This window comes from Marivibrio sp., from assembly GCF_040218065.1.
Lineage (GTDB): Bacteria > Pseudomonadota > Alphaproteobacteria > UBA8366 > Aestuariispiraceae > Marivibrio.
Genome location: NZ_JAVJQE010000013.1, coordinates 561,994 through 576,761 on the forward strand (window position 1 = coordinate 561,994; position 14,768 = coordinate 576,761).

A 14,768-nucleotide genomic window follows, 5' to 3' on the forward strand; every position below is an offset into this window, starting at 1 on the left:
CCGACAGGAGCGCGAACGCCCATGACTGCCCCCCTTTCCCGCCGCACCCTTCTGGCGATGCTTCCCGCCGCGGCCGCATTGGTCGCGAGCGGGACGCTCACGCCCGCCCCAGCCGCCGCCGACCAGGTCAACCAGACGCTGCTGGGCGGCGTCGCGATCGACGGCTACGATCCCGTCGCCTACTTCACGCAAGGCGCCCCGGTTGAGGGCTCCTCGGCGCACGCCTTCGACTGGAACGGCGCGGAGTGGCGCTTCGCCAGCGCCGACCATCTTGAGATGTTCAAGGCGGATCCGGAGAAATACGCGCCCGCCTACGGCGGCTATTGCGCCTGGGCGGTGAGCCAGGGTTACACAGCCAGCATCGATCCCGAGGCCTGGAAGATCGTCGACGGCTCGCTCTACCTCAACTACAACCGCGAGATCCAAAAGCGCTGGGAGACGGACATCTCCGGCTTCATCGAGGCCGCGAACGCTAATTGGCCGAAGATCAAGTCAGAGCTTTGAGGCCGCGGCGCCGACGGCGCGGTCGGGCCTTTCCCCGGGACAAGCCCGGTGTGACGACGTTTAGCCCTCAAACCGGCCGGATCGTCGGCATTGCCGGGATCTCCCCGGCCGGCCTCGCACGCGGAAAGGCGGCCAGGCGAAGGCGAACAGGCGAAGGCGGCGACGAAAAAGGGGAAGCCAGGCGGCTTCCCCTTCTTCCTTGTGACGGCCGATCCGGGCCTCAGCCGAGCATTCGATTCCACCAGCCCTTTCGCTTGGGCTTCTCGCCCTTCTTCTCGCTGCCGTCGGTGACGACGTACTGCTCCAGCGGATCAGCCTGCGACTCCGACTCAGGCGTCGGCTGGTCGCCGGACTGAGCCCCAGCATCGGCCGCCGGCTCATTTACAGACTCGTCAGGCGCCGGCGCCGCCGGCTCGGGCTTGGCCGGCGCGTCGGTTTTACGCTTACGGCCCGGCCGCTTCGCGCGGGCTTTCTTGGCCGGCTTCTCCGCCGCGTCGGGGGCCGCATCGGGCGCCGATTCGGGCGCCGCTTCGGCGTCCGGGTCCGCGCCCTCGTCGCCCGTACCGGACGCCGCTTCGGCGTTTTCCTCCGCCGGCTCTTCCCGCTTCTTGGAGGCGCGTCGGCGTCTCGGCTTCGGCGCGGCTTCGGCGGCGGCTTCCTTCGCTACCTCCTGGGGAGCGCTTTCGCCCTCGGGGTCGCGTTCGCCGCCGTCGCCGGCCTCCGAGGCCTCGCCCTCCGGCGCCTTGCGCCGCGAGCGGCGGGCGCGCGGGCGCTTCGGCTTCTCCGCCTCGTCTCGCCCGGGCTCGGCCGCCGCCTCTTCCGCGGTGTCGGCGGCGCTTTCAGAGCCGTCGCCGTCCGCGTCGTCAGAGGCCTGCTGGTCCTGGTCGCCGTCTTCCGGGCGACGGTTGCGGCGGCGCCCGCCGCGCCGGCCGCGCTTGCGCCGACGCTTGCTGCGATCGCTTTCGCTGTCATCCTCGCCTTCAGCGGCGTCGCGACGGTCCTCCACAGCCTCTTCGGCTTCGGCGGCTTGGTCGTCGCGGTCCTCGCCGCGGTCCTCGCCGCGCTCGCCGCCGCGGTCCTCGTCGCGCCCGCCGCGCCGTCGACCGCCGCGCTTGCCGCGTCGGCGCGCGTTGTCGTCGCCGGACCGATCGCCGCCGGACCGATCGCCGCCGGACCGATCCGAGCCGGACCGCTCGCCGCCGCGGCTCTGCTGTCCGAGGTCTTCGACCGGCTGTTCGGTCGCATCCTCTACGTCCTGCGCGGTCCGCGTCAGCTCGAACTTCGGCGGCAGCAGTTCCGAATCCGCCTCGATGGTGACGCGAAAGCCGTACTGCGCCTCCATGTCGCTCAGGATCGCACGCTTGTGATTAAGAATGTACAGGGCGACGTCCACCGGCACGCGGGCCTTCACCACGGCCGAGCGCTTGCGCAACCCCTCTTCCTCGATCGAACGCAGGCAGATCAGCGCAGCGGTCTCGGTCGAGGCGATGTAGCCGACGCCGCCGCAGGTCGGGCAGGGCTGACTCATCGCCTCAATCAGGCTGGGACGCAGCCGCTGGCGCGACATTTCCATCAGACCGAAGGCGCTGATGCGCCCAACCTGGATGCGCGCGCGATCGCGGCGCAGGCTTTCCTTCAGCTTGCGTTCGACCTGGCCGATATTGCGGTTGTCGTCCATGTCGATGAAGTCGATGACGATCAGACCGGCCAGATCGCGCAGCCGCAGCTGGCGAGCGACTTCCTCGGCCGCCTCCATGTTGGTCTTGAGGGCGGTCTCCTCGATGTGCCGCTCCTTGGTGGCGCGGCCGGAGTTGACGTCGATCGCCACCAGCGCTTCCGTCTGGTGGATGACGATCGTCCCGCCGGAGCGCAGTTGGACCTGCGGCTCGTGGATCTGAGCCAATTGCTGCTCCACCTGATAGCGATGGAACAGCGGCACGCCCTGCTCGTCCTTGTAGCGTTGGACTTTTTTGGCGTGGCTGGGGACCAGCGCCTTCATGAAGTCCTTCGCGGTCTTGTAGGCCTCCTCACCCGCGACCAGCACCTCCTCGATGTCTTTCGAATAGAGGTCGCGGATCGAACGCTTGATGAGGTTCGCCTCCTCATGGATCAGCGCCGGCGCCGTCGACTGCAGCGTCTTTTGCCGGATGTCGTCCCAGAGCTTCAGAATATATTCGAAGTCGCGCTTGATCTCGGCCTTCGAGCGCTCCGCCCCCGCGGTGCGCAGGATGACGGCCATGCCCTCCGGCGTCTCGAGCTCCGACATCACGGTCTTCAGGCGCTTGCGGTCCTGGGCGTTGGCGATCTTTCGGCTGACCCCGCCGCCGCGCGAGGTGTTGGGCATCAGGACGCAATAGCGCCCGGCCAGGCTGAGATAGGTCGTGAGCGCCGCGCCCTTGGTGCCGCGCTCCTCCTTCACCACTTGGACCAGCATGACCTGCCGGCGCTTGATGACCTCTTGGATCTTGTACTGGCGCTTCAGGCGCGGGCGCCGGCGCTGGGCCTCCTCGACCGCCTCGTCCACCGCCTCGGCGCCCCCCATGTCCTCCACGGGCTCGCCGTCGGGACCGCGGCGATCGTCGTCGCCGTTGTCATCGTCGCCGTTCTGGGAATCCTCGACGAGATCCTCACGGTCGGAGACCGGAATCCGGTAGTAATCCGGGTGGATTTCGCTGAACGCCAGGAAACCGTGGCGGTTGCCGCCATACTCCACGAAGGCCGCCTGCAAGGACGGCTCCACCCGCGTCACTTTCGCCAGGTAGATATTGCCTTTCAGCTGCGCCTTGGTGGTGGTCTCGTAATCGAATTCCTCAAGCTTGTTGCCGCTGACGACCGTGACCCGGGTCTCCTCCGGGTGGGTCGCGTCTATCAACATTCTGCGCGTCATTAACTCCGTCCTCTGCCCGACGGCGGGCGCCGAGTCGCGCCAGGGCCGTCAGGTCTTTTCTCTGGGCAAGGCCGCCGCCGCCGACCGTACGCTGAGAGCCGGCCCGCGCACGCTGCGCGGCCGGCTTCACGCCCGACCGGTTGACGGAAAACGCGCCCCGCCCGCCGACGCGAGGATGCGCGTCGGTGATGCAGGGCTGCGCGCGGCTTGCGATCGCCATTGAAAGAACCGCCTCTCTCGATCGGAGCCGTTAGGTCCGGGGCCGGCGGCGCGTCGTCTGGATCTCAAGACCGCGTCTGACCCCGGCGAAAGCCGCCGGCGCCAAGCGCCGCTTTCCTGGGCGCGCCCCGCTCTGGCGAGGGAGGCCGAAGCGCCCGGCTGTCGACCCGCGACCCGTCGTCCTTCCGGCCGATGGATCCGATCTTCGTCTTCGTTCGTCGTCCGCGCCGCCCCGGGGTCCGCCCCTGGCGCGCCGCAAGAAAACTGCAGGTCCGACCCGAAGGTCGGCGAACCGTCCGGATGCGTGCGACATGATCGATCGACATCGACCCGACGTCGATCGGCTCCGCCGTCGGTCCCGCGCCTTCATCTCGAAAGGCGGCGGGAAATGCGGCGCGTCGCCCGCCCAAATCAGGACCCGGACTCCGTCGGCGCGTACTCTATCCGCAGCGCGGGGGCCGACACAAATGCTTTTACGCGCCGCAGCGCAGCCGCACAAGTATCGAGCGTCGCCGTCAAATTCTGGCCCGAATGTTGCTCGAAAAGACGCGGATCACGCGCGATTCCGCGCGGATCGGCTTTGAAAGGCGGCGCCAAATCTGCCATATATCTAGCGTCGCCTTGGGGAATGGACCGCAATATGTTCTGGCGAAACCTGCTCTCTTCGCTGCCGACCGCCCTCGCGGCGCTGACGCTGTGGGCCGTCGCGGGCGCGCCGGCGGGCGCGCAGGCGATCACCGACGTGCGCAGCGGGGTGCATGAGGCGCAGACCCGGTTCGTCATCGAATTGGACAGCGCCCAGCCCTTTCGCGCCTTCGTGCTGACTAACCCGCACCGCGCGGTGATCGACCTGCCCGACGTCGAATGGCGCGGCAGCCCCCCGCACCAGCAGCAAGGCGTCGGACTTATCGGCAATCTCCGCTACGGCCTGTTTCGACCGGGCATCAGCCGCGTCGTGATCGACTTGAAGGGTCCGGCGACGATCGCGGCCGCCTTCCCGCTCGACGCAGGCGGCGGCTCGGGACCGCGCATCGTGGTCGATCTCAAACCCGATTCCGGCCAGGCGGCGGCGACGCAGGAGCCGGTCGCGTCCGCCGGGTGGAGCGATTACGCCCAGCGGCTGGAGAAATCCTCCACCGCCACCGCCAGCCTCGCCCCGCCGGAGCCGGCGGCGTCGGGTAAGCGCATCGTGGTTCTGGATCCCGGCCACGGCGGCGTCGATCCGGGCGCGATCGGCGTCTCGGGCGCCTATGAGAAAGACATCGTGCTGGGCATCGCCAAAGCGTTGAAAGACGCATTGGAGCGCACCGGACGTTACGAGGTGGTGCTGACCCGCGACCGTGACGTCTATCTGCCGCTGCGCGAGCGGTATCAGGTCGCCCATGACGTGGAGGCGGAGTTGTTCGTCTCCCTGCATGCGGACGCGCACCCCTCGCGCTCTTTGCGCGGCGCATCGGTCTACACCTTGTCCGACACGGCCTCCGATTCCGAGGCCGCCGCACTCGCGCGCAAGGAAAACAAATCGGACGTGATCGCGGGCGCCGACCTCTCCGGCTACACCACCGAGGTCTCCTCGATCCTGATCGATTTGGCCCAACAGAGCGTCAACGAGAACAGCTGGCATTTCGCGGAAATGCTGGTCGACGATCTGGCGCGCGAGGTTCGGGTCTTGAACAACACCCACCGTTTCGCCGGCTTCGCGGTTCTGAAGTCGCCGAACGTGCCGTCGGTGCTGGTGGAGCTCGGCTACCTCTCCAACCGCGACGACGAGCGGCTGTTGAAGACGGACGATTACCGCGGGCGCGTCGCCCGCGCGCTGACCCGCGCCGTCGACCGCTATTTTGAACGGCAGGAGCGGTTGAGCCGGTCGTGAGGCCCCGGCGTCACGGTGCAGAATCCGCCCCGATCCCGGCGCCGAACGGTCGCTTTTCCCGGTTAGTTTGGCTATACATCGCTGGGGGGCGTTCGTGCGAACGCGGCGCGTCGGCCGGACGGTCGGCGCGCTGAACCGAGGGTGCAAGACGGCGGTCACATGCGTGCATTGAAGCTCTTCGGGGTCCTGGTGGGCCTGTTCATTCTGCTCGGCGCGGCCGGCGTCGGGGCGGCGGTCTACGGGCTGTGGCATTACGGCCAGGATTTGCCGGACTATCGCCAGCTGGCCGACTATCAGCCGCCGACGGCGACGCGCGTCCACGGCGGCGACGGCCGACTGATCGCCGAATTCGCGACCGAGCGCCGCGTCTTCGTGCCCATCGAGGCCATGCCCAAGCGCCTGATCCACGGCTTCATCGCGGCCGAGGATCAGAACTTCTTCCGCCATTCCGGCGTCGATTTCATCGCATTGGCCCGCGCCGTGGTCGTCAACGTCCAGAATTATCTGGAGGACCGGCGCCCTATCGGCGCCTCCACCATCACCCAGCAGGTGGCGAAGAACTTCCTGCTGACCAACGAGGTCTCCATCGAGCGCAAGATCAAGGAGGCGATCCTCGCCTTCCGGATCGAGCGCGCGCTCTCCAAGGAGCGCATTCTGGAGCTCTATCTGAACGAAATCTATCTCGGCTCGGGCTCGTACGGGGTGGCCGCGGCGGCGCTCAACTATTTCGACAAGAGCCTGGACGAGCTGACGGTCGAGGAGATCGCCTACCTCGCCGCCCTGCCGAAAGCGCCGAACAACTACCACCCGACCCGCAAGACCGAGGCGGCTATCGCCCGGCGCAACTGGGTGCTGGGCCGGATGCGCGAAGAAGGCTTCATCGACGCCGCGACCGAACAGGACGCCGCCGCCAAACCGCTGGAGGCGCGCCGGCGCACGGATCTGGACACTGTCGCCGCCGACTATTTCGTCGAGGAGGTGCGCCGCGAATTGGTCGACCGCTTCGGCGAGAACGGGCTTTATGAGGGCGGGCTGTTCGTTCACACGACGCTCGACGCCGACCTACAGCGTTACGCCCGCGACGCGCTGCGAGACGGGCTTCTGGCCTACGACCGGCGCCACGGCTGGCGCGGGCCGGCGGCCGCCATCGACCTCACGGCGCTCGGCGACGGCCCCGACGCCTGGGCGCAGGCGCTGGCCGAGGTTCCCAACCCGCCGGGCAATCCCGGCTGGCGTCTCGCCGTCGTGCTGGCGGTCGAAAAGGAGGAAGCGACGCTCGGCCTGAACCGGCTCGACGATTCGGGGGTGGCGGCCGGCCGCATCCCTCGGCGCGAGCTGACTTGGGCGCGCGCGCACAACGGCTATGACGAGGATCTCGGCCCGACGATCTCCTCGGTCGAGCAGGTGTTGAGCCCCGGCGACGTCGTGCTGGTCGAAGCCGTGCGCGAAGGCCGCCCCCGCGAAGAGGGCGGCGAGCCGGTCGAGTATCCGGAGGGGACGTACGCCCTGCGGCAGATACCGGAAATCAGCGGCGGCGTCGTGGCGATGGATCCCCACACCGGCCGGGTGCTGGCGATGTCCGGCGGCTGGAGCTTCGAGATCAGCCAGTTCAACCGCGCGACCCAGGCCGAGCGTCAGCCCGGCTCCGCCTTCAAGCCCTTCGTCTATCTGACCGCGCTGGAGAACGGCTTCACGCCGGCCACCATCATCCTCGACGCGCCTTTCGTGATCGATCAAGGCGAGGGCTTGGGCAAGTGGAAGCCGGCCAACTTCTCGCGCAAATTCTACGGGCCGAGCCCGATGCGCCTCGGCATCGAGAAGTCGCGCAACCTGATGACCGTGCGCCTCGCCCAAGCGGTCGGCATGGAGAAGGTCTCGGCCCTCGCCGAGGATTTCGGCATCATGGAGAGCATGCCGGAGCAACTGGCCATGGCGCTCGGCGCCGGGACCGTGCGGGTGATCGACATGGCGAGCGCCTACGCCGCCCTGGTCAACGGCGGCAAGAAGATCGCCCCGACGCTGGTCGACCGGGTGCAGGACCGCCACGGCCGCATCGTCTATCGCCACGATCAACGCGACTGCGCGGGTTGCCGGGCGGAGTTCTGGGATCGTCAGGCCGTCCCGGAGCTGCCGGATCCGCGCCCGCGCCTCGTCTCGGCCACCAGCGCCTATCAGATCGTCAGCATGCTGGAGGGCGTGGTCCAACGCGGCACCGGCCGGCGCATCGCCGAGATCGGCAAGCCGCTCGCCGGCAAGACGGGCACGACGAACGACAGCAAGGACACTTGGTTCATGGGCTTCTCGCCCGATCTCGTGTTCGGCGTCTTCGTCGGCTTCGACACGCCCGCCCCGCTGGGCAAGCAGCCCTGGGGCGGACAGGAGACAGGCTCCTCGGTCGCCGCGCCGATCTTCAAGGCCTTCATGGAGAAGGCTCTGGCCGACCAGCCGGCGATCCCCTTCCGCACCCCGCCGGGCGTGCGCATGGTGCGGATCGACGCCGACACCGGCGCGCTCGCCTCGCCGTCGAGCCGCTCGGTCATCTCGGAAGCCTTCAAGGTCGGCACCGAGCCGGGGGCGAGCGGCGGGCGGCGCCTGCTGGACGGCGGCGACGGCGCGCCCGGCGACGAGACCGCCCCCAGCGCCGCCGCCCCCGCCCCTGCAACCGACGACGCGCCGAGCGGGCTTTACTGAGCGTCACAGAGCGTCGGCTTTCGCGCCAAGGTCCGCCCGACCTCACGCCGCCAGTCCGTGCCGGCCGCGATCGGTGCTGACGGTCGTCAGCGCGCGGGTCCATGCCCAAGCAAACTGAAACGCGCGTCACCCCGGCCGGAGCGACAGCGCAGCGCCGGGGGAGCCGGCGCCGATACGCCGCGCCGGCGCCGACCCCCCCCCCACCGGGTCGCCCGGATCAAGTCCGGGCTGACGGCCATGGGGCGCTGAAGACCATCGGGGCTGAGGCGCGGCCATGCAGGGCTTAGGCGGAGCCGACATTCAGCCGCTCCCGATAGGCCGCGCGCGCGGCCGGTCCGCCGGCTGCGGACCTGCACGGTTTCGTCCGCTTGGCGCTCCGCCTTATCGTTCATCGCGTGGGAGGAAGCGGCGCCGTTACCCGCGCCGCCCCTTTACGCCGCGCCCCGCTTCGCGTATCCCCCAACGCGATGGTGCGGGCCTTCCGCGCCGGTACGATTTTGCAAGACTGCGAGGATCCGATGCGTGCGGAAACCCAAGCGGTGGTCGACGAGCTGCGGCAGTCGTTGACCCTGCTGAGGAGGCATCTTTGACTGGGACGCCTCGAATAAGCGACTGATGGAGCTCAATGCGCGGGTCGAGGACCCGACGCTGTGGGACGATCCCGACGAGGCCCAGAAGGTGATGCGCGAGCGCGCGGCGCTCGAGTCCGCGATCAACGGCTTCACCGCGCTCGAACAGGGGCTTGAGGACAATATAGAGCTGGTCGAGCTCGCCGAAGCCGAAGAGGACGAGAGCGTGCTCGCCGAGGCGGAGAGCGCGCTCAAGGACCTTAAGGAGCGCGCCGCGAAGCTGGAGATCGAGAGCCTGCTTTCGGGCGAGGCCGATTCCAACAACGCCTTCCTCGAAGTCCACGCCGGCGCGGGCGGGACGGAGTCTCAGGACTGGGCCTCGATGCTGCTGCGCATGTATTACCGTTGGGCCGAAAAGAAGGGCTACAAGGTCGAGCTGATCGAGGAGAGCCCGGGCGAAGAGGCCGGCATCAAGTCGACCACCCTCAAGATCGAGGGCCACAACGCCTACGGCTGGCTGAAGACCGAGACCGGCGTCCACCGCCTGGTCCGAATCAGCCCCTTCGACAGCCAAGCGCGCCGGCATACGAGCTTCTCCTCCGTCACCGTCTCGCCGGAGATCGACGACAACATCGAGGTCGCGATCGAGGATAAGGACCTGCGCGTCGACACCTACCGCGCCTCGGGCGCCGGCGGCCAGCACGTCAACCGGACGGATTCGGCCGTGCGCATGACGCACATCCCGACCGGCATCGTGGTGCAGTGTCAGAACGACCGCTCGCAGCACAAGAACCGGGCGACCGCGATGAAGATGCTGCAGTCGCGCCTCTACGAGCTGGAGTTGAAGAAGCGCGAGGAGGCGGCGGCGGCCGACTACGACGAGAAGTCGGAGATCGGCTGGGGCCACCAGATCCGCTCCTACGTGCTGCAACCCTATCAGATGGTGAAGGATCTGCGCACAGGCGTGGAGACGGGCAATCCCGACGCCGTCCTCGACGGCGCCCTCGACCCCTTCCTCGAAGCCGCGCTCGCCGCCAAGATCGACAAGGGCGAGGACGAGGCGGCGGAGGCGTAGAACCGACCGACCGTCGTCGCCAGCAGGGCGGCGAGGTCGTCGGCCTGGAGCTGCGCCTCCTCCGCGCGCCGCTCCTGAAAGACCGCCAGACGATCGTCGATCGTCTCGCTTTCCGGCGGGCGGTTCTGCGCGGCGAGGCGCTTGCGCCGCCGCCGAATGTTGGCGAGCGTCCGGTCGGTCTCCCCGCCCGGTTTGGCCCAGCCGTCGACGGTGAGGCCGCGCTTGCGCTGGAAGGCCCCGATCGCCTGGGCGGCGCGATCGGGGGTGGCGATGCTGGCCGCGTCCTCCGCCTCCCCCGCCTTGCCTTTCGCCCCGTCCGCCCCGACCTTCTGGGGCGGCGGGCGCCTGTCGCGCCTGCGGCGGCGAGGGGGAGGCCCCGATGCTGGAGGATCTGTCGACGGCGGCGCTTGTGGGCGCGTTGGGCGTGGCGGCGGCGGTGGTGTTCGCCGCTGGCGTGAAGATCACGCGCCTCGCCGACGTGCTGGCCGACCGGACCGGCCTGGGCGAGGCGCTGGCGGGCGCGGTGCTGTTGGGCGCGGCGACGTCGCTGTCCGGCGTCGTCGTCTCGATCGTCAGCGCGATCGAAGGGCGCCCGTCGCTCGCCTTTTCCAACAGCATCGGCGGGATCGCGGCGCAGACGGCGTTCCTGGCGATCGCCGACCTCACCTACCGCAAGGCCAATCTGGAACATGCGGCGGCGGAACTCGCCAACATCTTCCAGGCGCTGGTCCTAGTGGTGCTGCTGGCGCTGCCGTTCCTCGCCTTCACCCTGCCGGAGGCGACGCTGTGGGCGGTGCATCCGGTCTCGCTCGTCATCCCCGCGCTTTACGTCGGCTCGCTGATCGCGAGCCGGGCGGTGCGCGAAGCGCCGATGTGGCGCGCCGTCAGCACCGCCGAGACCCGCGACGACGCGCCGGAGGACGAGAGCGCAGCCACCCGGCGCCAATCCACCGCCCGGCTGGTCGCCGTCTTCCTGGGCCTCATGGCGGCGATGGGCGCGGCCGGCTGGGCGATCGCGGTGAGCGCGGGCGAACTCTCAGGGCGGCTCGGCGTCTCGGAGACGCTCTTGGGCGTGCTGGCGACGGCGGTCATCACCTCCCTGCCCGAACTGGTGACGACGTTGATCGCGATCCGCCGCGGGGCCTTGCAGTTGGCCGTCGGCGGCATCATCGGCGGCAACACCTTCGACACCCTGTTCCTGTCGGCCGCCGACGTCGCCTATCGCGACGGCTCGCTCTATCATGCGGTGCAGTTGCAGGATTACTTCTGGGTCGTGACCGCGCTGCTGATGACCTGCGTCGTCACGGGCGGCCTGATCGTGCGGGAGCGCGAAGGGCCGGGCCGCATCGGGCTGGAGAGCGTGACGCTGCTGACGCTCTACGCCGGCGCGGTCGCGGCGCAGGTGCTGCTGGAGGGGTGAAGCGCCGCAGCCTTGTCGCGCCGCGCCCCGAGGGGTAGAACCGCCGCGCCCACCCTGACAGGACGGAGAGCCGCCGATGATCCCGCGCTACAGCCGGCCCGAGATGGCCGCCATCTGGGAGCCTGCGAACAAGTTCCGCATCTGGTTCGAGATCGAGGCGCACGCCTGCGACGCGCTGGCGGCGCTTGGCGTAATCCCCAAGGAGGCGGCGGCGGCCGTCTGGGAGAAGGGCGACAAGCCCTACAGCCCCGAGCGCATCGCGCGCATCGACGCGATCGAGGCGGAGACCAAGCACGACGTCATCGCCTTCACGACCGAGCTGTCGGAGCAGGTGGGCGAGCCGGCGCGCTTCGTCCATCAGGGCATGACCTCCTCGGACGTGTTGGACACCTGCCTGAACGTGCAGCTCGTCCAAGCCGCCGAGATTTTGCTGGCCGACATGGACCGGCTGCTGGCGGCGCTGAAGAACCGCGCGGAGGAGCACAAGTTCACCGTCACCATCGGGCGCAGCCACGGCATCCACGCCGAGCCGACAACCTTCGGCCTGAAGCTCGCCGGACACTACGCCGCCTTCGCGCGCGGCCGCGCGCGGCTCGAGGCTGCACGGGCCGAAATCGCGACCTGCGCCATCTCCGGCGCGGTCGGCACCTTCGCAAACATCGACCCGGCCGTGGAGGTCCACGTCGCCGAGAAGCTCGGCTTGCAGCCCGAGCCGATGTCGACCCAGGTGATCCCGCGCGATCGGCACGCGGCCTTCTTCGCGACGCTGGCGGTGATCGCCGGCTCGATCGAGAATCTGTCGGTCGAGATCCGCCACCTGCAGCGCACGGAAGTGCGCGAAGCCGAGGAGTTCTTCTCCAAGGGCCAGAAGGGCTCCAGCGCCATGCCGCACAAACGCAATCCGGTGCTGACCGAAAATCTGACGGGCCTCGCCCGGATGGTGCGCAGCTACGCGCTGCCCGCCCTGGAGAACGTTGCGCTGTGGCATGAGCGCGACATCTCCCACAGCTCGGTCGAGCGGATGATCGGGCCGGATTCGACCGTGACCCTCGACTTCGCGCTCAACCGTCTCGCCGGCGTGGTGGAGAAGCTGGTGGTCTATCCCGAGCAGATGCAGGCGAATCTCGATCGCCTCGGCGGCCTGCACAATTCCCAGCGCGTGCTCCTGAACCTGACGCAGGCCGGGGTGAGCCGCGAGGACGCCTACCGCCTCGTCCAGCGCAACGCGATGGAGAGCTGGCGGACCGGCACGAGCTTCCAGGAACTCCTGAAAGCCGACCCGGAAGTCGCCGGCCCGCTCGGCCAAGAAGCAATCGACGATCTATTCGATATCGGCTACCACATGAAGCATGTGGAGACGATCTTCGCGCGCGTGTTCGGCGCGGCGGGCTGAGGCCCGCCGGGCGCCGGCGCGCGGGCGCGCCTCGCTCCTGGCGGTCGCCGCGGCGGGGCTGCTGGCCGCGCCTTTGATGCTGACTCCGCGGCCTGCGGCGGCGCAGCTCGAGGAGATATTCAACCCCCTCACCCTCGACCCCGTCACCCGCGAGGTGATGACCAACGCCTTCACCCAACTGCGCTTCTTGGCGATCTCGCTGGAGGGGGAGGATGAAACGGGTCAGGCGCTGAACGGAATCGTGCGCGCGCGCCTCGCCCGGGGCGAGCGGGCCGAGGCGATGGACGAGATCAGCCGCATCGCCGATCCGATTTGGGCCGGGCGCTCGCTGGTCGCCGTCGCCGATTTTGACCGCGAAGCGGGCGATCCGGACGAAGCGCGCGCCCTGCTCCGCCGCGCCTCCGAGGGCTTCCAACGTGCGGCCGACCGACCGATCCGGGACGGCGGCGAGGTCTTGCGCGTCGTCGCCGTGCGCCAGGCGGAGGTCGGCGACCTCGACGGCGCCATCGCCACTGCGCGCCTGATCCCCGATCCGCGCTTTCGCGTCCAGGCGCTGCAGGAGACGGCGAGCGCCTCGCTGGTCGTCGGCGACGCCGACGCCGCCGCCCGCCAGGCGGCGGCGCGCCTTCTCGAAGAGGCCTTTGAACAGGCGCGGGCGATCGCCGAGGAGGCGTTGGCTGAACCGCACGGCGCGGCGCGGCTGATGATCGCGATCGGTCGCGCCCAGACCCGGGCCGGCGCGACCCCGGCCGCACGGCGCACCTTCGCCGCCGCGCGCGCGCGCATCACCGAGGGACCGGAGACCGGTCGCTTCGACGCCTACGCCGAACTCGCCGCCGCCATGATCGAGGGCGAAGACGCCGAAGAGGCGATGCAGGTGGTCCGCCTGATCCCGGAGGGAGCGGCGCGCGCGGAGGCGATCGGCTCGGTCGCCCGCGCCCGCGGAGAGTTCGGCGAGCTGGACAGCGCGGTCCCGCTGTTCCGGTTGGCGATGGAGGAGACGGAGCGGATCGACAACAAACAGGCGCGGTTCGACGCGATCCATCATCTGATGGTGGAGATGTCGAAGGTCGGAAGGCTCGCCGACGCCTTCACGCTGGCCGGAGGGATCGACGACCGCTATCGGCAGAGCGAGGCGCTGCTCGACATGGGCGAGGTGCTGCTGGGGCAGGAGAAATACTCTGAAGCGCTGGTGTTGACCGAGTACATCCCCTTCATCGAGCTCCGCGCCCAGATCTTCGGGCCGGTCGCCATGCATCGCGGCCTGGAGGGCGAGCCCTCAGAGGCGAGCGGGCTGCTGACGCGGGCCCTGGAGGCGACCGGCTTCGCGCCGCGGGTCGACCAACTGCCGGAGGCGCTGCGCCGGGTGTTGCAGGCCCAGACGCGCGCCGGGGAGCCGGCCGCCGACGCGGCCGTCTTCGCGCGCGCGCGAGACCTGATCGATCTCATTCCCGGCGACATTCAGAAGGTGCGCGCGCTCGTCCAGATCGCCATCGCCGAGGCCCAACGCGGGCGCATCGGGAACGCGCAGAAAACGATCAGCGCCGCGTACCGCATCGCGTGGGAGAACAACGCGTCGGAGGGGTTCAACGCCGCGCTGGAGGATATCGCGCTCGCGCAGATCGCGGCCGGCGACGTGCTCTCCGCCTTCGACACCGCGGCCCGCATCCCAGACCCGCGTGACGGCGATTCGGGCGACGCGCGCCCCGCCCGCGCGCCCGACGGCAGTTTTCTGGAGCCGCGCTTTCGCGCGCTTACCCGCGTCGCCGCGGCCTCCGCGCGCCTGGGAGAGACCGACCTTGCGATCCGCGCGGCGCAGCAGATGGACTACGCCTCCGCCCGGGCCGCGGGGTTGGCGGCGGTCGCGGTCGCGATGGCCGCGCCCCAGTCGGACCTGTTGGAGATCGTCGGCGAGGCCGGCCGCACCGATTTCGGCGTCGAGGCGCCGCGCGCCGCGCCGACGCTTGGCGAAGCGCCGGCGCTGGGAGAGGCCCCGCCCCTCGCCCCTGACGCCGCCGAGGGCCCCGCGCCCGCCCCGGCCGTCGCCGGTCAGCCCGAGCCCGCGCAGGCGCCGGCGGAGACCGAGTCCGCCGATCCCGGCGCGCCGCAACGCTTGCTGCCCGGAGAGTGACGCCGC

At 69.6% G+C, this 14,768-nt stretch carries 8 protein-coding genes; 7 read left to right on the forward strand and 1 reads right to left on the reverse strand.

What is annotated here, in order from left to right; translation table 11 throughout:
• Positions 1–21 precede the first annotated feature (21 nt).
• Entirely contained in the window at positions 22–504 is a 483-nt protein-coding gene (locus tag RIB45_RS14535) for a YHS domain-containing (seleno)protein (protein ID WP_502882571.1), read from the forward strand.
• Positions 505–724: 220 nt separating this feature from the next.
• On the opposite strand, the gene RIB45_RS14540 is transcribed toward RIB45_RS14535, so the two are convergent.
• Complete coding sequence (locus tag RIB45_RS14540; protein ID WP_350051105.1) at positions 725–3,391, reverse strand: Rne/Rng family ribonuclease; 2,667 nt, start codon at positions 3,389–3,391, stop codon at positions 725–727.
• An 859-nt stretch (positions 3,392–4,250) separates the two neighbouring features.
• On the opposite strand from RIB45_RS14540, the gene RIB45_RS14545 reads away from it, so the two are divergent.
• From RIB45_RS14545 to RIB45_RS14570, 6 genes are all read left to right on the forward strand, one after another.
• Positions 4,251–5,483: an N-acetylmuramoyl-L-alanine amidase gene (locus tag RIB45_RS14545; RefSeq protein WP_350051106.1), complete on the forward strand. Its 1,233-nt coding sequence runs from the start codon at positions 4,251–4,253 to the stop codon at positions 5,481–5,483.
• 159 nt (positions 5,484–5,642) lie between these two features.
• Positions 5,643–8,174 carry a penicillin-binding protein 1A gene (locus RIB45_RS14550; protein WP_350051108.1) on the forward strand — a complete coding sequence of 844 codons (2,532 nt, stop codon included), beginning with the start codon at positions 5,643–5,645 and terminating at the stop codon, positions 8,172–8,174.
• Positions 8,175–8,692: 518 nt separating this feature from the next.
• A protein-coding gene (prfB, locus tag RIB45_RS14555; RefSeq protein WP_350051109.1) for a peptide chain release factor 2 occupies positions 8,693–9,818 on the forward strand; the annotation gives its coding sequence in 2 pieces (ribosomal slippage) (positions 8,693–8,761 and positions 8,763–9,818; 1,125 coding nt in all).
• A 379-nt stretch (positions 9,819–10,197) separates the two neighbouring features.
• Complete coding sequence (locus RIB45_RS14560) at positions 10,198–11,238, forward strand: sodium:calcium antiporter (RefSeq protein ID WP_350051110.1); 1,041 nt, start codon at positions 10,198–10,200, stop codon at positions 11,236–11,238.
• 76 nt (positions 11,239–11,314) lie between these two features.
• Positions 11,315–12,631: an adenylosuccinate lyase gene (gene purB / locus RIB45_RS14565; protein ID WP_350051111.1), complete on the forward strand. Its 1,317-nt coding sequence runs from the start codon at positions 11,315–11,317 to the stop codon at positions 12,629–12,631.
• A gap of 76 nt (positions 12,632–12,707) precedes the next feature.
• Positions 12,708–14,762, forward strand: a complete 2,055-nt coding sequence (locus RIB45_RS14570) for a hypothetical protein (protein ID WP_350051112.1) — start codon at positions 12,708–12,710, stop codon at positions 14,760–14,762.
• Positions 14,763–14,768 lie beyond the last annotated feature (6 nt).

Excerpts from the sequence above, each read along its gene's own strand:
- RIB45_RS14535 (WP_502882571.1), top strand. The coding sequence starts at position 22 with ATGACTGCCCCCCTTTCCCGCCGCACCCTTCTGGCGATGCTTCCCGCC.
- RIB45_RS14540 (WP_350051105.1), bottom strand. The coding sequence starts at position 3,391 with ATGACGCGCAGAATGTTGATAGACGCGACCCACCCGGAGGAGACCCGG.
- RIB45_RS14545 (WP_350051106.1), top strand. The coding sequence starts at position 4,251 with ATGTTCTGGCGAAACCTGCTCTCTTCGCTGCCGACCGCCCTCGCGGCG.
- RIB45_RS14550 (WP_350051108.1), top strand. The coding sequence starts at position 5,643 with ATGCGTGCATTGAAGCTCTTCGGGGTCCTGGTGGGCCTGTTCATTCTG.
- RIB45_RS14560 (WP_350051110.1), top strand. The coding sequence starts at position 10,198 with ATGCTGGAGGATCTGTCGACGGCGGCGCTTGTGGGCGCGTTGGGCGTG.
- purB (WP_350051111.1), top strand. The coding sequence starts at position 11,315 with ATGATCCCGCGCTACAGCCGGCCCGAGATGGCCGCCATCTGGGAGCCT.
- RIB45_RS14570 (WP_350051112.1), top strand. The coding sequence starts at position 12,708 with ATGCTGACTCCGCGGCCTGCGGCGGCGCAGCTCGAGGAGATATTCAAC.